This is a genomic window from Ectothiorhodospiraceae bacterium BW-2 (assembly GCA_008375315.1).
Lineage (GTDB): Bacteria > Pseudomonadota > Gammaproteobacteria > Thiohalomonadales > Thiohalomonadaceae > BW-2.
In genome coordinates this window covers 3,163,527-3,183,041 of record CP032507.1, presented here as the reverse complement: position 1 = coordinate 3,183,041, position 19,515 = coordinate 3,163,527, and the positions used below count along the sequence as shown (strand labels likewise).

The following is a 19,515-nucleotide window of genomic DNA, read 5'->3' as shown; positions in this document are numbered from 1 at the left end:
TCCTTAGTGGGTGTGGTATGAGTTAAGCGGCAGCTCAATATGAAATGTGGTGCCGATATTGATATCCGAGGTGACCGCAATCTGTCCTCGATGGTGTTCAGTGATAATAAAATAGGCGAGTGAGAGCCGCTGCCAGGAGTGATCTTGCAGCTTGGACTCTCCATCAAGATAGAAGGGCTCAAAGATAGTATTCTGCTCATCACTACTCATGCCGACCCCATTGTGCTGTATCTTCAACCATAGCGCATCGTAGTGAAACGCCACCTCGACGGTCAATGTCGGCACAAAGGCCTCGCGCCTAACTCGTGCTATAGCGCAGAGAGCGTGACGAAATAGCGTTAAAAACAGATACTGCATCTCAGAGTGGTAACAGGGGTAGGTCGGCAGTTGTACCGCATAGTGACGAATAGTCTCAATGTCGCTAAATCTGACGCCGCTCTTCTCATCTATTAGCGATGCGGCAAGCTCTAGCGTATGATCAATTAGCGCTGTCATCTGTATGTGGTGCCGATTATCGCCATACTCTCGCGCAAAGTCGAGGAGGTTGCGCATAATGGTAAAGGCCTGTTCACCGCGCTCTCGCGCCTCTATTAACCGCTGTCGTGTCTGCTCAAAGTGGCTACCGCTACCCTCTAACGACTCGGTGGCCGATTTAACCGCCGCAACAATCTCTTTAAGCGGCACCTCCATCTCGTGCGCCATCGCTGAGGCTAACTCCCCCATTGAGGCCATCTTATCGCGCTGAATAAGGCGATTCTCCGATAGTTTGCGCTGGGTAACATCGTCGATCAAAATCACCACCCCCTCCTCCTCACTCTGGCGCAGGGGGAAGAGCATAATATCGTAGTAGTAGTGCCCCCGTTGACAGTGCTTAATGGTCTCAGGTTTTCCTCGCTGTAGTACCGCCTCTAACTGGGTGGTAGAGAGCGGAATCGCAGGATAGATCTCCCATAAGTTGTGCCTTAGCGCCTGCTCCCGTTCCACACCGGAGGCGAGTTCGGCAAGGCGGTTCCAGTGGCTAATAGTGTTATGACGATTTAACCCGATAAGAACCAGCGGCATCGACTCAATGATACAGTAGAGATAGGCTTCAGATGACTGCAATCTAGTCGTGGTTTGACGATGCTGCTCTATCTCCCCCTCTAGTAGGCTATTGGTCTCTTGTAATAGCTCATTGTAGCCGTTCAAAGTTGCGGTTCGCTCCCTAACTCGCTGCTCTAACCCATCTCGCACCTGCTCTAGCTGACGATTAACCCGTTCAAGCCGCCGCTGGCTAATAAAGAGCTTTATTAGCACCAGCGAGAGGGTAATAATCAGAATACTACTGGAGAAGTTAGCCACATACTGCCACTTGGTACTGCCATCCTCCTCCTTAAAATAGTTGAGTAGATTGGCGCTCGCCGCTGCGCTATAGAGATAGAGCAGCGATCCGAATCCTAGCCACCCCTTAGTCATCACTCGGCTCCCCCTCTTCATCTCTATCCTTATCTCTATCTTGTAGAGTAGAAAAGATATCATCCATTTGATTATGGATGCGCTTAAAGGCCGCTAACACCTCGGGATCAAAGTGCTCCGGTTCGGTACGCCCATCGCCGTTGACGATAATATCGACCGCTTTAGCGTGGCTAAAGGCCGGTTTATAGACCCTCTTTTGTCGTAGCGCATCATAGACATCGGCTAGCGCAACAATACGAGCCGAGAGCGGTATCGCCTCTCCTTTGAGACCAAACGGATAGCCGCCGCCGTGATACTTTTCGTGGTGGTAACGAGCAATTTCGGCCGCCATCGCCATTTGGGGGGAGTCGCCTAATATTTTAGCGCCGTAGATCGGGTGAGCTTGCATTATATGAAACTCCTGTTCGGTTAAACGACCTGGCTTTTTCAGAATATCGGGGTGGATATGGATTTTGCCGACATCGTGCATCATCGCTGAATAACGAATCGTGCGGCAAAAATTTCGCTCTAACCCCATCTCCACCGCAAGGGCATAGCTATACTCATTGAGGCGTAAAATATGGGCACCGGTATCCTCATCATTCGCTTCTGAGGCTCGCGCTAACGCATCAAGCGTATAGAGAAACGCCTCCTCAATTTGGCGACTCTGCTCAGAGATTCGGCGCAGCGATTCAGCGATGACGGTGATCGCCCGTAGAACTGGCGCATCGTGAACCTCGGGGATCTTATCTTCGAAATAGGAGATTACCTGCGTTGCGCCACTTTTGTAGATGGCATAGAAGCGAATCTCCCCGCCAATGTGGTGCCTTATCTGCGGATTAAAGCGCTGCTGAAACTGCGCTAGCGTCTCCTGCTGACTATCCCAACCGGCGAAAAAGAGCCCCGATTGCCCCTCCCCCATCTCCAGAAGATCGATCGCATACTGCTCCTCAGCGGTATCGTAACAAATCGGCTCGGCAAAGTGGTGAAACGAGTCACTATCGATACGGTAGAGGTGACCAAAACGCTCCTTCCCCTCTAGCTGGGTGATAAAAACATAGGCCGGCTGGGTAAACTGCTGCTGTTGATTGGCCGCTGCCAGATCGCGCAACATCTTTTCGACGCTGGCAAAAAAGTCAAAATCGAGTGGATTATAGACCGCCAATGTGGTATCGAGAAACTCGGTCAACATATCCATCTGCTTGACCACCCCGTTAAGCTGCTGCTCTAACCGATATTGTGAGGAGATATCACGCCCAGCCACAAAGAGGGTGTCATCCTCCCTATCGCGCCGCACATTGAAGTTAATCATATAGCCCGCGATCAGACGACTAGCAGACCACTGCCCCTCCTCCCCCTTTGCCGAGAGGGAGGCGACAATCTCATCAGGGAGCAGCGACAGAACCTCGGCAGTGGAGCGGTTGATCTTTTTCAAAAAGCCCTGCCCGGCTGGATTGAGATATTCGACCTGCCCATCGCAACTTAAACGCATAATGATATCGGGGTTTAGCTCCGGAAACTTGCGCAGCACCTGCTCCATTCTCTCCTTAGCCAGACGATTACCTAAGCTGGAGACAATAAAGGGGATAACATAGGGGATTAGTAGCTGAATTAGGCTAAAAAGTCCCTGCTGCCGCCACTGCTGACCTCTCTCTAGCCAGTAGTCGCCGCCTACCAGCATCAGACCACTGACCACAATGAGTAGCTGGATCGTAGTACCCACGACTAGCGCCACCAGCAGGGGGCGCTGCAGTAGGGAGAAGAGTCGCTGCTCCATTGAGCGCTACAGCTTTAGCAACGAATCGTCGCTACCAAACTCATTTGCTACATAGCCATCGGCCTCCCAGTCGTTCTCCCACCGTTCATCATCGATCCAGTAGCGAAAACGGTATTCACGATCAGTATCAAGCGAAATAGTGGTACTAAACCCGCCATCTTTAAGACGGCGCAGCGGAATACCGATCTTATCCCACTGATTAAAATCGCCACAAAGACGCACCTTGTTCGCCTCGACAGCGTGATGTAACTTAAATGTCACTCGGCAACGCTTGCCGGTTTTCGAGTAGTTTTTCACTAGCATGAGATTAATCCTTTACATAAAACCACAAATGGGAATGAAGAGGGGTAACTTAATCACAACTCAAACGGTTCAAGCAAGTAAAAATCGGGCCAGAGGCTCTTTTACCCTCCGATTGTAGCCCCATTGTGGTTAAGTCCCCCCCAAAATGCACTAAGTTAACGCTTTTAACGCTGGAGTCTCGCTATGGTCACCCTTGGATTAAAACAGAGCTACGCCACCCAACTTCCCCACGCCTGTGTCGCATGGCAACCGGCGGTGGTAGAGCGACCAGAGCTGCTCTATTTTAACACCTCACTTGCCGAGGCGCTGCAACTGCCGCTTCAGCCACTGCGCTCTGAACAGCTAGCCCATCTCCTATGCGGCAACCCGCTGCCCGATGATGCCCACCCTGTCGCCCAGATCTACGCCGGCCACCAGTTTGGCCACTTTAGCCCCCGGTTAGGCGATGGCAGGGCAGTGCTGTTAGGCGAAATTGAGAGCGATAGGGGGGTGTTTGATCTTAGTTTCAAAGGATCGGGACAGACCCCCTTCTCCCGTAGCGGTGACGGTAAAGCGGCAGTCGGGCCGATGCTGCGTGAGGTGCTGATTAGCGAGGCGTTACAGGCACTCCATATTCCGACCACCCGCTCGCTTGCCGTGGTCGCTACCGGTGAGACGGTCTATCGCGAATCGCCCCTACCCGGGGCGATCTTAACCCGAGTGGCAGCGAGCCATATTCGGGTTGGAACCTTTGAATACTTTGCCGCCCGCGGCGAGCTAGCGCCACTCAAGCAGCTAGCAGACTATACCATTGCCCGCCACTACCCCGAGCTCGCCACCCACGCCGACCCCTATCTAGGGCTGCTCTATGGCGTTATCGAGCGCCAAGCGGCGCTTATTGCCGCCTGGATGGGGATCGGTTTTATTCATGGGGTTATGAATAGCGACAATATGACTCTAAGTGGCGAGACGATCGACTACGGCCCCTGCGCCTTTATGGAGCGCTACCGCACCGATGCGGTCTTTAGCTCGATCGATCACTTCGGCCGCTACGCCTATAAAAATCAGCCACAAATTGCTCAATGGAATCTCACCCGACTCGCCGAAACGCTAGTACCGCTGATGGCGATGGCACCGGAGGAGGCAGTTGAGGCGGCCACAGCGGCGTTACACCACTTTATGCCGCGCTATCAGCTCCACCGGTTACAGATAATGCGCCAAAAACTGGGGTTAACTTCCGAGTTCGATAACGCAGATGACGATAGTGTACTCATTGAGCGTTGGTTAACGCTACTAGAGCAGCAGCAGATAGACTATACCCTCGCTTGGCGCGCTCTAGCCGATGCCGCAGTCGGTAACCTAACCCCACTACAACAGCTCTTTACTGAACTAGCGCCGCTGCAGGCGTGGCTCACCGCTTGGCAGCAGCGTTGTCAGCTTGAGCAGGGGATAACACCTCAGCAGCGCTACCGGCATATACGCCAGAACAACCCGTGGATTATCCCCCGTAACCATCGGGTCGAAGAGGCGTTAGCAGCCGCAACCGAGGGCGATTTAGCGCCATTTCAGCGGCTACTCCAAGCCATTACCCACCCCTATCGTGACGATAAGGCGTCCGCCCCCTATGCCGAGCCAGCCCCAGAGCAGTTTATGCAGCAGTTTCAGACTTTCTGTGGCACCTAGCCTATGCACCTCTATCTCGCCCTCTCCGGCCATGGCTGGGGCCATTTAAGTCAAATTCTGCCGCTGCTCGCCCCGCTAGAGCGGCAGTTCGGCTCGTTAACTTTGACTATCCGTACCGCCATGGCCGAAGCGGTACTGCGGCAGAGGCTCCCCTACCCCTTCGATTATCTGTACTGCGATGACGATATCGGCATGGTGATGCACGATCCCTTCCGAGTCGATTTAGAGCCCTCTTACGACCACTATAGAGCGCTCTACCGCCAACGCTCGCAGCGGCTAGCGCAGGAGCGAGCGCGTCTGCAACGGCAGCGACCCGATCTAGTCCTAGCCGATATCTCACCGCTGCCCCTATTAGCCGCCGCAGAGCTCAACATGCCCGCCTATGCGCTCTGCTCCCTCCACTGGGGGGCGATTTTAGCGGGCTATCCGACTCTCAAGTGCCGACTTCAGGATGAAATTGCGTGGTTAAACCACTGCTACCAGCAGGCGAGGCTATTTTTTTGCCCTGCACCGAGTATGACGATGCCACAGCTCGATAACTGCCGTCCCGTCGGCCCGATTGCACGCAGGGGGCAAAAACGCGATTTAACCCCCTATATTCCCGCCGATAGGCGTGTGGTGATGGTCAATTTTGGCGGGATTGCCTCCTCCCCCTCCCCAACCCTCTGGCCCCCGTCGGTGCCGGGCCTACACTGGTTAGTGGCCGACACGGGGTCGTCACAACGGGGAGATCGAACCGCTGTCGGAGCGCTCCCCTACAACTATATCGATCTAGTCGCTAGCTGCGATCTCATGGTAACCAAACCGGGCTACGGTAACTTTACCGAAGCGCTCTGTCACGGGGTTCCGGTGGTCAATAGTCGCCGAGAGGAGTGGCCGGAGAGTCGAGCGCTAGAGCAGTGGCTACATCAACATGGCCACGCTATCGATCTTGAACGGGAGGCGTTGTATGGGCCTAAGTTCATCTCTGCTATCGAATCGCTGTTGCAACGGGGTCACTGCGCCCCCCTCTCCCCGACGGGCATTGATCAAGTTTGCAGCACTATTGCAGAAACTCTCTAAAGACCTCCATCGCCTCTAGCGCATTGTCGCTTAATACCCCTAGCTCTGAGATGAGATTTTCGACCACAGTATTGACCGACATTGACCCAAAAAGTTGATAGTAGTGGCCAGTTTTACCAAAGGCTGAGAGCGGCATCGGCAGATTCATGCTTAACATGAGCGCCACCATTTCGCTCTTGCGAGCTAGATTGACCTCCTGTTCGCTAAAGAGGTTGATTAGGCAGATAATCTGCTCCTCATCGCCACTCATGAGGATTGGAAACTCCTCCCGAGTCTCGATCATCACCTCTAGTAGATGACGCTTTTTATCGAGCCAGCGAGCCTGAAAGGCGAGATCGTGTTCGGTCTCTACCTGATTGAGAATCTCCTGTAGCTGCTCTAGGCGTCTATTGACGCCCCCCTCCCGCTGGAGTAGTTGGTCGATAATCACCTCCTCATCCCAACGGTTATGGCTTGAGGAGAAGATCAGCCGCCGAATCGCCTCTTGACGACTCTCTCCCAATTTTCGCAGCCTATCGAGTACCGGACTGACCTCATCGAGATCAAAACAGCAGCGCTGGCGCTGTCCCTGTCGCTTGCGCTCATAGCGCTCATCTGCTCGGCGTTGACTGTCGCGTCTCATCTGTTAAGTGCTCTCCCCTTTTTCTAATCGATGTCATTTAAATAGGCCAGAGCCGCAATGCCGCCACAACCAAGCTACCCACCGCGACGGTCATTGCAAAAAACCAGCGCATCTGCTGCTTAATCTCCAGATGAATTGCCATAATTTCATTATGTTGCAAATCGAGCCGTTTATCGATCTGCTCAAAACGCCGTTTATTCTCTTCGGCCATCTGCTCAAAGCGCTTATCGACTTGCTCAAAGCGCTTATCGACTTGCTCAAAGCGCTTATCGATTTGTTCAAACCGCTTATCGATTTGTTCGAAATGCCGTTTATTATCTTCGGCCATCTGCTCAAAGCGCTTATCGACCTGCTCAAATCGCTTATCGATTTGTTCAAATCGCTTATCGACTTGTTCAAAGCGCTTATCGACTTGCGCCCACATCTCTTCAAAGCGCTTATCGACTTGCGCCCACATCTCTTCAAAGCGTTTGTCAACCTGCTCAAACCGCTTGTCAATCTGAAGCATGAGATCACGAATAAGCTCGCGCTGGATTTTAAGCTCCTCACCCTGGTTCTTTAGCGCCTCTTCAACTCGCACCATCCGTTCCCGTAGTTCAATCTCATAGACAACCGGTGGTCTTCCTAATGACTGCTCGGCTAACCATCCACTTAGGTGGGTTTTGATAAAGGAGATATCTTCCTCAGCTAACATGTCACACCTTCCTATTTTACAATACCTTCGCCAAAAAATTGAGGAGAGCAAGGGGCCTAGTGGAGAGAACACACATAGGAGTCCCTGCCCATGCCCGACATTATGCAACTTTTTCGCTTACAAATGTCAACACCCCTATCGATTCTGACCTAGTTCACCGACACCTCGTTCGGTATCGCTAGCCACAATCGCATTTAAAGCACTACTTACGGCACCGTAGCGTGACGCGCGGGATTGGATCAGTGGTTTTGGGGGCGTGGAGCAGAAAGTAGCGTTTTTGGTCAATCAGATGGCAAATCTCCGCCTAGTTAACGCGCTGCATCGGGTCGAGCGTATAGTGATCGGCGGCAATCTGCGCCCGTTTGTGACATATTACTCGTCACCATTAGCCCGTTCACGCAGCTGTTTACCCGGCTTAAAGTGGACTGCCCGCTTCTCTGGCACCTCGACCATCTCACCTGTACGGGGGTTTCTTCCGACACGGGCAGGGCGTACTTTAGGCGAAAAGCTACCAAAACCGCGAATTTCGATCCGTTCACCGTGAGCGAGCGACTCGATCATCGTCTCTAGGGTATGTTTAACCGCTGTGGCGACATCTTCCGGTGGGAGTTGGAACTCCATTTTGGTAGCCAGTTCATTAATTAAGTCAGAACGAGTCATCACGATAGTCTCCCTGCTGGTAGATCAGCCATTGGATATTGACATAATAGAAATATCTATGGTTATCTGATTAGGTTTATTAAATAATACATTATGTTATAGCGTTTTATTGTAGCTGTCTAGAGCAAAACAGAGCCCAAAAAAAAGGCGCTAACGGGATAGGATCACTCCAAATAGCCCCGCTGTTCGATTTCGCGCCAAGTCGAACTAGGCCGCATTAGCGATGCAACTTTGTCGCTATCGGGACGGTAGTAGCCCCCCAAATCGACTCGTTGCCCCTGCACCGCCGCCAGCTCTGCCACGATTGCCGCCTCATGGGCTGCCAACGCCTGTGCTAACGGCGAGAAGATCGCCTGTAGCCGGCTATCTTGCTGCTGCCGTGCCAGTGCTTCAGCCCAGTAGAGCGCCAGATAGAAGTGGCTCCCTCGGGTATCTAGTTCGCCAATCTCACGGCGAGGCGAACGGTTGTGTTGCAAGATGCGGCTATTGGCCTCATCCAAGCTCTTAGCCAATAGTGCTGCGGCAGGATGGTGCTGTTTATGGGCTAAATCCTCTAGTGCTACCGCTAGGGCCAAAAACTCACCCAACGAATCCCAACGCAGATGGTTCTGTTCGATAAACTGCTGCACATGTTTAGGTGCCGATCCTCCTGCTCCGGTCTCAAACAGCCCCCCGCCCGCTAACAGTGGCACAATCGAGAGCATTTTAGCGCTAGTTCCGAGCTCTAGAATCGGGAAGAGATCAGTGAGGTAGTCCCGCAACACATTGCCGGTGACCGAGATGGTATTTTTACCCTCCCGTAGGCGCTCTAGGGTGTATTGGGTCGCCTCTTTCGGAGGGAGAATCTTAATCTCTAGCCCGTTAGTCTGGTGCAAGGAGAGATAGTGCTCCACCTTTTGAATCAAATTGGCATCGTGGGCACGCTGTTGATCGAGCCAGAAGATAGCCGGCTCTCCGGTAAGACGCGCCCGAGTCACCCCTAGCTTCACCCAATCCTCAATCGCCACCTCGCGGGTTTGACACATACGCCAAATATCTCCGCTAGCCACCGTGTGTCGTAGTACTACCTTGCCCTTACTGTTGACTACCTCCATCACCCCATCGGCCTCTATTTCAAAGGTTTTGTCGTGCGAACCATACTCTTCGGCCTTTTGAGCCATTAAGCCGACATTACTCACACTCCCCATGGTGGTGACATCGAAGGCACCTCGCTGTTTGCAAAAATCGATAGTCTGCTGATAGACCCCGCTATAACAGCGATCGGGAATGACCGCCAAGGTATCGGCCAGTTTGCCATCTGGCCCCCACATCTTGCCACCGGCCCGAATCGCTGCCGGCATTGAGGCGTCAATAATGACATCGCTAGGGATATGGAAGTTGGTGATCCCCTTGTCGGAATCGACCATCGCTAGGGCGGGGCGCTCTTTGAGTAGCTGGGTAATATCGCCCACTATCGCCTCTCGTTCGGCCGCTGGCAGAGGTTCGAGTTTAGCCAACAGATCGGCTAGACCGTTGTTAGGATTGACGCCTAATGCCTGTAGTTTCTCACTATGCTGCTCAAAAACTGGCGCTAGAAAGGTACGCAGCGCGTGGCCAAACAGAATCGGATCGGAGATCTTCATCATGGTCGCTTTCAGATGCAGCGAAAACAGTACCCCCCTCTCTTTCGCGATCGCTATCGCCTGCTGCAAAAAGTGACACAGTGCCTCACGACTCATCACCGCCGCATCGACCACTTCGCCGGCGGTAACCACCACCTCTTTCATGACCCGACTCTCCCCCGTTTCACTACGAAAGCGAAGTTGCAGCCTATCATCAGTCGCAACCACCACCGACTGCTCCGAACCGTAAAAATCGCCTGCACTCATCGAAGCAACCTCCGTTTTAGAGTCGGGCGACCAAGCCCCCATGGCGTGAGGGTTCGCTTTAGCATACGCTTTCACGGCCGCAGCGACTCGCCGGTCGGAGTTCCCCTCCCTAAGAACTGGGTTAACTGCACTGCCTAGCACTTTGGCATAGCGCTGCTTAATCGCCTCCTCAGCGGCAGATTGCGGCTGATCTGGAAAGTCGGGCAGGGCGACCCCCTGCTGTTGCAGTTCGCTAATAGCCGCCTTTAACTGCGGAATAGAGGCGCTAATATTGGGGAGTTTAATAATGTTAGCCTGTGGCTGTTTGGCTAGTTCGCCTAACAGCGCTAAGTCGTCGCTATGGCGCTGCGCTAAAGGGAGTTGATCACTGAATTGGGCTAAAATGCGTGCCGCTAAAGAGATATCGCGTCTTTCAACCTCAATATCGGCTGTCTTAAGATAGGAACGAATGAGGGGCAGTAGCGAGGCGGTCGCTAGTGCGGGGGCTTCGTCGGTCAGGGTATAGGTGATGGTTGCGGTGGCCATAGTTATCCTCAAAAGTGGTTTTGCAGGGGGGAAGCAACGGTTACAAGCTCTCTTAACGGCGATTATACCCGAAAAGAAGCTACCGCTCCCGCAATGCTTGCTGACTTATGCTGATAAAGGGCTGTAGCAGATAGTCGAGCACCGTTCGCTCGCCGGTTAAAATGGTGCAGTCAACCAGCATCCCCGGAAAGAAGGGGTAATACTGCTCATCTCGGGCGAAAAAGGGGGTGTCGGGGAGAATTTTTAGCTTGTAATAGGGCTGCTCATCTCGGGTGAGCAGCGTATCAGGGCTAACCTGAACCACCTGCCCCGGCAGCGGGTTAAAGCGAAAACTGTCGGCTGAGGCGAGGCGAATCAGTACCTTTTGCCCCGGGATGACATAGCCGATATCGCCAGGAGGGAGACGCGCTTCGATAATTAATTGAGCCTCCTGCGGTACAATTTCGGCAATTTTGCCACCGGGGGCGATAATTCCCCCTTCGGTAGTGACATAGAGTCGCTTAATGGTGCCGCTAACAGGTGCCACCACTTCGGTTCGTTGTAGTGTATCCTGCTCTCGGGTCAGCTTCTGTTGCAGGATCTGTACTTTATGCAGCTCCTGATCGAGATCTGACTGCGCCTGCTCAATAAAACGGTTATTAATCAGCTCCATCTGTCGATCAGCTTCGACCACCGCTGCCTCCATCTGCTTTTGCAGCGCCCTATCTTCGGCAATCTGTCGCTCCACGCCACTCTGCTCTTTGAGTAGATCAAGATGGTTCATGCGATTAGAGAGGCTGCTCTCAAGCAGCTTATCACTCATCGCTATCTGCTGTTGCAAAAAGATCAGCACATTTTGATTCCCCTCTAGCCGTGAGTTAATCTCCTCTAGCTGATGGTGATGGCGAATAATTAGCTGCTGCTGTACCGCCACCTCCGAGCGCAGTCGCTCTTGACGGCGCTGAAACAGTTTTAACGCTTCGGTAACGAGCTGCGGATAGCGCTCGCGCCACCTATCGTCATAACTTAGGCGCCGCTTCCCCTCCACCTCTGCCGTCAGACGGGCCAATTTAATCTGTAGCGACTCTAGTTGTACTGTTAGCGCATCGACCTCAGTGCGGTTGCGGGTCGGATCGAGCTCTATTAGCCGCTGACCACGGCGAATTAGCTCCCCCTCCTCCACCTCAATGTGGCGCACAATCCCCCCCTCCAGATGCTGTACCACCTTAATTTGACCCTCAGGCGTCACCACGCCTGGCGCATGGCTGACAACATCGATACTGCCCAGTGCTGCCCAGAGCAGACATACCCCAATGAGCGCTCCCCCTCCGAGCAGAAAGAGTCGCGAGGGGGAAGAGTGTCCATAACTCATCGCGCCGGCCCTCGCTTGCCAGGATTGACAGTGATAAGGGGGGTAGGTTTTGGGGTTAAGTCGATTAACACATTGGCCGACTGCTGTAGCAGCGGATCATCAGAACAGATAACTAAAGTCACCTGCTGCTGCGAAAGTTGTAGCAGTAACTGGTAGATCATGCGTCGGCTATGGCTATCGAGCCCTTCGGCCGGCTCATCTAAAATCACCAGCTTTCCTCCTACAGCTAGCGCTCGCGCGAGGGCGATGCGCCGCCGCTGCCCGAGCGATAGGGTGGCATCGACCTTCAAATCGAGCCCATCGGGGTGGTGTTCGACCCACTTGAGCAGATCACACTGCCGCAGTAACTGCTCTATCTGCTCAAGCTGTAGCTGCGGATTAGCGCAGGTTAGCGTCTGCCGCAGCGTGAGTTGTAGCAGCTCTGCTTGCTGGGGTAGGTAGCTTATCTGACCTCGCCACCACTTCGGCTGGAGCTGACGCAGATCGACTCCATCGGCCAGAATCGAGCCGCGCTGAGGGAGTAGCAGGCCCGCTAACAGTCTAGCGAGTGTCGATTTGCCACTACCACTCTCGCCACTCACCACCGCCACCTCGCCCGATTTGAGGGTGAGATGGAGCCCCTCAAACAGCCAATTGGCTCTATTCGGATAACTAAAACCGATATCTTGCAGCGCTATCTGGCCATTAAACTGGCTCTTCACACTCCCCTGCTGCTGCCGCTCTGCTGGTAGCGCTAGCCACTGCTGTAAATGTCGTCTCGCCTCGGCCGCTTTAGCAACCCCCTCCCCCATCTGAGCAAACCGAATCAGCGGCTGTAGCGCTCTGGCGGCAAGAATATTGGCCCCAATTAATACCCCTAGGGTAATCTCCCCCGCCAGAGCCAGCCGCGCTCCGGTGGCATAGATCACTACCGCCATTAACGCCTGTAGCGAAGCGGTCATCGCCTGTAGTCGGCTCTGCTCTCGTTCTAGCCGCTCCCGCTGTTGCAACCATACCTCCCCCTGCTCTTGCCAGCGGTTTACCATCAAGCCACCTTGATCAAATAGCTGCACCAAATCACCTTTATCGGTGGTCTCAGTTAGCAGAAGATTTAACTGTTGAGTCGCCTGCTGTAGCTGCTGCTGCCCCGTTTTAAGACGACGGTGTGACAGTAGCGCATAGAGGAAGATACCCGCGAGAAATAGCAGTGCAATGAGCGCTAGCAGGGGCGAGAGTAGCGCTAACACGGCAATAAATAGCAGCGAGAAGGGGATATCAATCAAAGTGGTTAAATGGGTGGCGCTATAGTAGCTCTCTAGCTGCTCTAGTAGCTGTAGAGGCGGTAGCGACTGCTGACGAAGTAGCTGCTGTAGATCGCTATGGCGGCTCTGTTGCAGCGTGGCCATCAGCCGCTGTAGCAGCTCTCGGCTCGGCTCGTGCCCGCTCTCTTGTGCGAGAGAGTGGCGAATACGGCGAAATAGCTGCTCCATTAAGATGGCCAAAATCACCCCAACGGTAAGGGTAATTAGGGTCGCATCGATACCGTAACTCAGATAGCGGTTAAGCACCTGGATAATATAGAGCGGCGAGGCGAGTGCGAGCAGCGCAATAAAGAGTGAAGCGAGCAGTAGCTGTAGAGTTAACCAAGGGTGCGCCAGAAGACGCTGGCGCCAGTCACTCATTGTGAGCTGACAAAGTCGAAGTGGTGCAACTCAAGCTGACCTAGTTGCTGTAGCAGCACAATGGCCGCCAATAGCGTGTCGGCATAGGCCGACTCGGCATCGCTACGGGCGGTAATGAGGGCGGTCTCTCCCGATAGCACATCGAGTAGCGAGCGGTTTCCTAGCTCCCGCTCCCGTCGGGCGAGCTCTAAAAAGCCGGCCGAAATCTCACTCTGCTGCTGTAACACCTCGGTTCGATTCGTGGCGGTCTGTAGCTGTAACCAGCCATCGCGTACCCCCCGCTCAATCGCCCTTGTTTGCGTTAATGTCCGCTGGCGCTGGGCTCTCTCATCAGCAATAGCGACATCAAGGGTATCAAAACCGCTCAGGCCGAGGTTAAAGCGGTACTTTAGCTCCAGTTTAGCAATCGATTCATCCTTATTTTGATGTCGAATACCGGTGGAGTTGAACTTATGGTTACTCTCCAATATTAGCTTTAGTTCGGGAAAGAGGGTATTTGCGCGGGTTTGATCCCGATTTTTAGCTGCAATCTCATCGCTTAGTTTGGCTAGCTGCAGCTCGATATTTTGGACTAAGGCCAACTTAAGTAGCGACTCTAAGCTCTCCGGTAGAGGCGCTGTGAGTGGATCGGCCGGCGGATATGACCACTGCTCTACCTGCTCTGGGGGGTAGCCGAATAGCTCCCGATAGCGGTTGCTCGCCTGCATATAACCACTCTCGGCCTGCATACGGCGTGAACTAGCGCCGGCTAGCTGCGACTGTGACTGCAATAGGTCGGTAGAGTAGCCCATACCACCAGCGACTCGCACCTCCTCTAAGCCGGTTTGGCGCTGAATATTCTCCTCCGACTGGATGGCATATTGCAGCGTGCGGTAGGCGCGAACCACATTGATCCAAGCGCTCGCGCCATCGACCAGTAGCTGTTGCCGCACTCGCTGTAGATTGAGCCGCTTCTCCTCTAACTGCCGCGCCATCTTCTCTATCTCAAGGTTAGTTGCGCCAAAATTCCACAGTAGTTGGCTAAGCCGTAGGTTCGCATCGGCAGTCTCGACCATCCCCTCACTATTGTGGTTATCTTGGCCACCGCCAGTTAAGGTCAGATCGAGCTCAGGATACCACTGCCCTAGCGTCACTCGCGCCTGAGATTGCAGCGACTCTAGTTCGGCCATGGCGGTGGCCGTTTGGGGGTTTCTTTCTACCAGCCCAGTTAGTTCATGGTGGAGTGAGGCGGCGTAGAGCGGAGAAGTGGTCAGCAGCAGCAGCAGTACTCCTCGACCGAGATGGAGAGGGAGAGTTAGTCGCATCAGCTCTACTCTTCGGAAAAGTCGCCAGTCATCGTTTTGCCCTCGGTTGGATCGTAAACCGACGGATCAAACTCCGGCTCCAACAGCCGTCCGCCATGGCTATCATCGGTCGGATCGAAAGTCACTCCAGAGGCGTAGAGGTGGCGCCAAATCGCATTCCAGACCTTAATTTTAAATCCAAGCTGGTTACCATAGTCGGGAATAAAAAAGAAGGCGGCATATTCGGCGACCCACTTATCAAAGACCGGCTTAATGCCCCGAAAGGTCTGGTGGGTCGGTTTAACATCGTGGATGCCCTCTATCTGCTCCATCGCCTCTTTTAGTAGGCGAATAATCAGCTCCGGCGAATATTTTGGCGAGACATGCACCCACAGCTCTACCCGAGTGAAGTCGGCCGAGTAGTTGACAATCGTGGCATCGGCCACCTTACCATTGGGGACGCTGATAATGTTATTGGCCGGATTTTTGAGCCGAATCGAGCGCCAAGTCATATCGATAACCTCCACCGCATCGATCTCATCGAGCTTAATAAAATCGCCAATGGAGAATGGCCGTTCCAGATTGAGCACGAGGCCCGAGAAGATGTTGGCCAAGTTCCCCTGTAGCGCGAGACCGATAATCATCGCAAACACCCCGCCAGTTGCGAGCAGACTGGTCAGCGGCTGGTTAAAGACAAACGCTACCATACCCAATGTCGCAAATATCAGCACTAGCCCCTTGCTAAAGAGCCGTACCACATTGGGGATCTTACGGCCCGATTTACCCTCTAACGGCAGCCATACAAAGCGCTCCATCGCGATATTAATGAGCACCGCATAGAGCAGCCACCACGAGGCGGCATAGAGTTGGGCAATGAGATCGATATAGCGGGTCGGCAGATCGTAATCGATAGCCACATAGATAGCCGAATTGCCAGCCGAGACGATAAATAGCGGCCAAAATATCAGTCGAATAAACCACGAGGAGGCGAGCCAAAAGGGCCCCTTCAAGAGATGATCGATCTGCCAAGCGACCAGCGAGCCGACCAGCCCGAAGATGCCGATATAGATCATAAGTTGGGCAGTAAAGAGGTCGCGAGCATCGAACTTATCCGGTTTAACCACCATCGCAAAGTCGATACGGGAAAATTCGGGATCTCTAGTGCCGTAACCGACATAGGTCGGACTGCCAAAACTGGGGCTTTGATAGATCGACTGTGATATCCACGCCCGCTCTAGTCGTAGATCGTAGGCTGGACTAATTGCCTGACTGCTAAGCAGTTGAGTACGCAAATTTGTCCCCTTCAGAAAGCCTAAGCCTAGGGTATCGACAACATAGATGACATTATTGCGATCAAGATCGCGGTGGCGAAACGATAACCCCAGCAGATTAGAGCCATACTTTAGCTTGGTTTTCAGAAAGTTGTTAAAAAACTTAGCCTTCACTCGATAGCGTTTGAAGGTGATATCTTTATTGGTAATCTCCTCCACCGCTTGGCCTAACTCGATCGGCTCAACCGCGTTCAGAAACTCGATATTGGCCGGATCAAAGTTACCCCGATAGCGAAACCAGATCGAAAACTCCAATTCGGTACTCTGGTTCGCCTTATCGAGAGAGAGTAGGGTATCGAGCTCAATGCCGCTATAGATGACATTGGTTTTATACATAAAGCGATCATTGACATAGAGCATCTTACCCTGTTTGAGCTCCTCAAAGTAGTTCACTTCGCTGTCACGCTTAATCGGCTGTAGTTGTGTGGGGGCGGCAATAATGGTATTGCCATCAAATAGACCGATTTGGATAGGGTTGAGCGTCTCGCCCATGGCGCTAAAGTAGGGGGTGCCGGTGCCACTGCTATCATCTAGCCGCATCGACCGCAGTGTCGCGGCTAGGTGACTGCGAATCTCATTGACCGGTGCCATCGCATCGACAGCCGTCCTATCAACTGCACTAGCGATATAGCGTATCGCTAGGTAGCCGCTAAAGGCGAGCCAGTCCGGTTCGGTGCCGTAGCTATCCTGATAGCGGTTTTTAAACTGCTGCGCCAAGGCATCAGAGGTATCAAACAGCATCGGGGTGGTCATAAAGATACCGTTGGTGTAGCGCTCAATATGGCGGGTATTAGCAACCTCGTGAATGCGCCGTGTGAAGCGGCTAGAGGCGAGCATGTCGGTACCGACTAGCAGATTTTTGATACCGGCATCTCGTGCCCGAACGGTAAAGTAGGCTGCATCAGCGACCGGGGTCGCCAAAAAGATCATCCCCAAATCGCGCTTATCTTTAATGTCGGCAATGAGCTGATCGAGCGCAGCCTGACGACCCTCACTCCCCCCATCGGCCGCATAACTGAACTGGTAGTGAATTTTGGTGCCGAAGCGGTTATAGATCGCCTCAAATCGCGCCGCTAGCTCCCTACCGATGGCGGTATCGGGCAAAATGGTGGTCACTACCTTATGTCCAAGAACATTGCGGGTGTAGTTGGCCAAAAAACCGACCTGTTGTAGAGGGTTAATCGCCGTACTGTAGAGCCAATCGTGCTGCTGCAGCAGATCGTGGGAGAGGGCAAAAGGGGAGATCACCGCAAGCGACTCTTCGCGGTAGCGATCGGCCACGCCGTTCACATCCTCAGTGGCGCGGTGGCCAAGTATCGCTAACAACTCAGGCTGTTGTAGTAGCTGCGCCACGCTAGCGCTGTCGCTATCGGCGATGAGCAGCTTAGCTCGCCGCGATTTAAAAAATTTATCGTTATTAACCTCATCCAGAAAGAGCTGTGCCCCCTGCCTGACCGTCTCGGTATAGGGGCCGTTTTCGCCACCGGGAAGGACTAGGCCGACATGAATCGCATTCGATTCATCCTCTATATCAAACCACGCAAAATAGGTCGCCATGGAGCCGACAATCCCGACCGCCAAGATGAACAGCAAAATTAAGATAAGACCAATCCGACGACTCATCAACCACTCCTGTTGTTGTCTAGGGGGCAATCTATCCAAACCGATTCCGATGATGGGGGAACGACCTGACAGCCAGCATAAAGACCGCGATCTTACACACACTCATTGGCAACAAACAAGCCCCTTGTCGAAGAAGGCACAAAAAAACCTTGCCCTGAGCGCCTGTTTCGCACAATATACTGCCAAAAATTTGACATGGTTGCGGTCGGTCAAATAAATAGGTCAGGGCAGGTCGGGGAGCCAGCGTGAATATTTTAATTGTAGGTGAATCGGAAGAGATTACGCTGTCGTTACAGCAGCTATTACGCATTTTAGGCTACGAGGCAGTACTCTGTGGCTACGAACTAGCGCTAACGCTACCGAACCACGAGCCGGTAGTGCTATTTGTGCAGCAACCGCTGTTAGTGACACAGCTAACCACCTTTGAAGCGGCTGTCGCTAGTCGGTTTAATCAGAGCCCGATGATCGCGATTGTTGAGGAGCAGAGCCAATCACTCAGCCATTTTAAGCCGCTAGTCGAAGTCCACTACCCGTTTGGTCTAAGTCGGCTCATTGTCGCGCTGCACCGTGCTGAACTCTTCTGCGGGACGGAGAAACAGGAGTCTAATCCTCTCTTACGGCAGATATTAATCGGCTCTAGTCGCGCTATGTCACTTGTGCGCCGCCTCATCGAACAGGTCGCCGATACTGAAGCGAATGTGCTGATTCTCGGTGAGTCGGGGACAGGCAAAGAGGTTGTCGCTAGCAGTCTGCACTACCTCTCTTCGCGTCAGGATGCCCCCTTTGTGCCGGTTAACTGCGGCGCTATTCCGGGGGAGCTATTAGAGAGCGAACTGTTTGGCCACGAAAAGGGGGCCTTTACCGGAGCGCTCACCTCTCGACAGGGGCGGTTTGAGATAGCCCACGGCGGCACGCTATTTTTGGACGAAATTGGCGATATGCCGCTACCGATGCAGGTTAAGCTGCTGCGGGTACTCCAAGAGCGCACTTTTGAGCGGGTCGGTAGCAGCAAGACCCTTCAGGCCAATGTACGGGTCGTGGCGGCGACCCATCGTAACTTAGAGCAGAATATTCGTGATGGCACCTTTCGTGAAGATCTCTTCTTTCGGCTCAATGTCTTTCCTATCGAGATCCCCGCACTGAGGGAGCGGGTTGAAGATATTCCCCTACTCGCGCATGAGTTAATCAGCCGCCTAGAGCAGGAGGGGCGAGAGGGGATTAAGTTAACCGAGCCGGCGCTGCTCTCGCTACAGCACTACCCTTGGCCTGGCAATGTGCGCGAACTGGCCAATCTGATTGAGCGCTTAACCATTATCTACCCTAACGGCATTGTCGATTACGGCGATCTCCCCCCCAAATATCAAGCCGAAGAGATCGATTTAAGCGACCAGCCCCCCCTCCCCTCCCCCTCGGCGCTAGAGGCTGAGGCCGATGAGGGTGAGTCGCTTGAACAGAGTCGCGAACTGCAATCGGCAACCCATCTGCCGGAGGAGGGGCTGAATCTGAAAGAGCATCTAGCCTACATCGAAAAGTCGCTCATTCTACAGGCGATGGAGCGTAGTCAGCAGGTAGTGAGTCAAGCGGCACAGCTATTACAGCTACGACGAACGACCCTAGTGGAAAAGCTGCGCAAATACGATATTCATACCGCTTAGGTGA

Annotated in this window: 14 protein-coding genes; 3 read left to right on the top strand and 11 right to left on the bottom strand. The window is 53.4% G+C overall.

Annotated elements, in window-relative coordinates; genetic code table 11:
• Positions 1 to 3: 3 nt before the first annotated feature.
• From D5085_15050 to D5085_15040, 3 genes are all read right to left on the bottom strand, one after another.
• A complete protein-coding gene (locus D5085_15050; GenBank protein ID QEP44324.1) occupies positions 4 to 1,518 on the bottom strand; it encodes a PAS domain S-box protein in 1,515 nt (504 codons plus the stop codon).
• On the bottom strand, positions 1,448 to 2,356 hold the full coding sequence (locus D5085_15045; GenBank protein ID QEP45184.1) for an HD domain-containing protein: 909 nt from the start codon (positions 2,354 to 2,356) through the stop codon (positions 1,448 to 1,450). Before D5085_15045 ends, D5085_15050 begins: the two co-directional genes overlap by 71 nt.
• An 861-nt stretch (positions 2,357 to 3,217) precedes the next feature.
• Positions 3,218 to 3,514: a glycoside hydrolase gene (locus D5085_15040; GenBank protein ID QEP44323.1), complete on the bottom strand. Its 297-nt coding sequence runs from the start codon at positions 3,512 to 3,514 to the stop codon at positions 3,218 to 3,220.
• A 183-nt stretch (positions 3,515 to 3,697) separates the two neighbouring features.
• On the opposite strand from D5085_15040, the gene D5085_15035 reads away from it, so the two are divergent.
• Both D5085_15035 and D5085_15030 read left to right on the top strand, forming a co-directional pair.
• Positions 3,698 to 5,176: a YdiU family protein gene (locus D5085_15035; protein QEP44322.1), complete on the top strand. Its 1,479-nt coding sequence runs from the start codon at positions 3,698 to 3,700 to the stop codon at positions 5,174 to 5,176.
• A gap of 3 nt (positions 5,177 to 5,179) precedes the next feature.
• The gene (locus tag D5085_15030) at positions 5,180 to 6,238 is read left to right on the top strand and encodes a hypothetical protein (GenBank protein ID QEP44321.1); all 1,059 of its coding nucleotides are present in this window, start codon (positions 5,180 to 5,182) and stop codon (positions 6,236 to 6,238) included.
• On the opposite strand, the gene D5085_15025 is transcribed toward D5085_15030, so the two are convergent.
• The 8 genes from D5085_15025 to D5085_14990 form a co-directional block, all read right to left on the bottom strand.
• The gene (locus D5085_15025) at positions 6,219 to 6,860 is read right to left on the bottom strand and encodes a DUF2170 family protein (GenBank protein QEP44320.1); all 642 of its coding nucleotides are present in this window, start codon (positions 6,858 to 6,860) and stop codon (positions 6,219 to 6,221) included. The two genes, D5085_15030 and D5085_15025, sit on opposite strands and share 20 nt — an antisense overlap.
• Before the next feature lie 37 nt (positions 6,861 to 6,897).
• Positions 6,898 to 7,554 carry a hypothetical protein gene (locus D5085_15020; protein ID QEP44319.1) on the bottom strand — a complete coding sequence of 219 codons (657 nt, stop codon included), beginning with the start codon at positions 7,552 to 7,554 and terminating at the stop codon, positions 6,898 to 6,900.
• Between the two features lie 372 nt (positions 7,555 to 7,926).
• A complete protein-coding gene (locus D5085_15015; protein ID QEP44318.1) occupies positions 7,927 to 8,214 on the bottom strand; it encodes an integration host factor subunit beta in 288 nt (95 codons plus the stop codon).
• A gap of 164 nt (positions 8,215 to 8,378) precedes the next feature.
• The gene (locus tag D5085_15010; protein ID QEP45183.1) at positions 8,379 to 10,613 is read right to left on the bottom strand and encodes an NADP-dependent isocitrate dehydrogenase; all 2,235 of its coding nucleotides are present in this window, start codon (positions 10,611 to 10,613) and stop codon (positions 8,379 to 8,381) included.
• A gap of 73 nt (positions 10,614 to 10,686) precedes the next feature.
• Positions 10,687 to 11,958 (bottom strand): HlyD family type I secretion periplasmic adaptor subunit, encoded by a 1,272-nt coding sequence (locus tag D5085_15005; GenBank protein QEP44317.1) that lies wholly within the window; start codon positions 11,956 to 11,958, stop codon positions 10,687 to 10,689.
• Positions 11,955 to 13,619, bottom strand: coding sequence for an ATP-binding cassette domain-containing protein (locus D5085_15000; GenBank protein QEP44316.1), 1,665 nt, complete (start codon positions 13,617 to 13,619; stop codon positions 11,955 to 11,957). The genes D5085_15005 and D5085_15000 overlap by 4 nt, the downstream gene beginning before the upstream one ends.
• Positions 13,616 to 14,923 (bottom strand): hypothetical protein, encoded by a 1,308-nt coding sequence (locus D5085_14995; GenBank protein QEP44315.1) that lies wholly within the window; start codon positions 14,921 to 14,923, stop codon positions 13,616 to 13,618. Before D5085_14995 ends, D5085_15000 begins: the two co-directional genes overlap by 4 nt.
• A 5-nt stretch (positions 14,924 to 14,928) precedes the next feature.
• Positions 14,929 to 17,856, bottom strand: a complete 2,928-nt coding sequence (locus D5085_14990) for a hypothetical protein (protein QEP44314.1) — start codon at positions 17,854 to 17,856, stop codon at positions 14,929 to 14,931.
• Between the two features lie 461 nt (positions 17,857 to 18,317).
• Here D5085_14990 and D5085_14985 point away from each other — a divergent pair, with 461 nt between their 5' ends.
• Positions 18,318 to 19,511, top strand: a complete 1,194-nt coding sequence (locus D5085_14985; protein QEP45182.1) for a sigma-54-dependent Fis family transcriptional regulator — start codon at positions 18,318 to 18,320, stop codon at positions 19,509 to 19,511.
• Positions 19,512 to 19,515 lie beyond the last annotated feature (4 nt).

Coding starts and splice junctions, on each gene's coding strand:
- D5085_15050 (QEP44324.1), bottom strand. CDS start 1,518: ATGATATCTTTTCTACTCTACAAGATAGAGATAAGGATAGAGATGAAG.
- D5085_15045 (QEP45184.1), bottom strand. CDS start 2,356: ATGGGGGAGGGGCAATCGGGGCTCTTTTTCGCCGGTTGGGATAGTCAG.
- D5085_15040 (QEP44323.1), bottom strand. CDS start 3,514: ATGCTAGTGAAAAACTACTCGAAAACCGGCAAGCGTTGCCGAGTGACA.
- D5085_15035 (QEP44322.1), top strand. CDS start 3,698: ATGGTCACCCTTGGATTAAAACAGAGCTACGCCACCCAACTTCCCCAC.
- D5085_15030 (QEP44321.1), top strand. CDS start 5,180: ATGCACCTCTATCTCGCCCTCTCCGGCCATGGCTGGGGCCATTTAAGT.
- D5085_15025 (QEP44320.1), bottom strand. CDS start 6,860: ATGAGACGCGACAGTCAACGCCGAGCAGATGAGCGCTATGAGCGCAAG.
- D5085_15020 (QEP44319.1), bottom strand. CDS start 7,554: ATGTTAGCTGAGGAAGATATCTCCTTTATCAAAACCCACCTAAGTGGA.
- D5085_15015 (QEP44318.1), bottom strand. CDS start 8,214: ATGACTCGTTCTGACTTAATTAATGAACTGGCTACCAAAATGGAGTTC.
- D5085_15005 (QEP44317.1), bottom strand. CDS start 11,958: ATGAGTTATGGACACTCTTCCCCCTCGCGACTCTTTCTGCTCGGAGGG.
- D5085_15000 (QEP44316.1), bottom strand. CDS start 13,619: ATGAGTGACTGGCGCCAGCGTCTTCTGGCGCACCCTTGGTTAACTCTA.
- D5085_14995 (QEP44315.1), bottom strand. CDS start 14,923: ATGCGACTAACTCTCCCTCTCCATCTCGGTCGAGGAGTACTGCTGCTG.
- D5085_14990 (QEP44314.1), bottom strand. CDS start 17,856: ATGAGTCGTCGGATTGGTCTTATCTTAATTTTGCTGTTCATCTTGGCG.
- D5085_14985 (QEP45182.1), top strand. CDS start 18,318: ATGATCGCGATTGTTGAGGAGCAGAGCCAATCACTCAGCCATTTTAAG.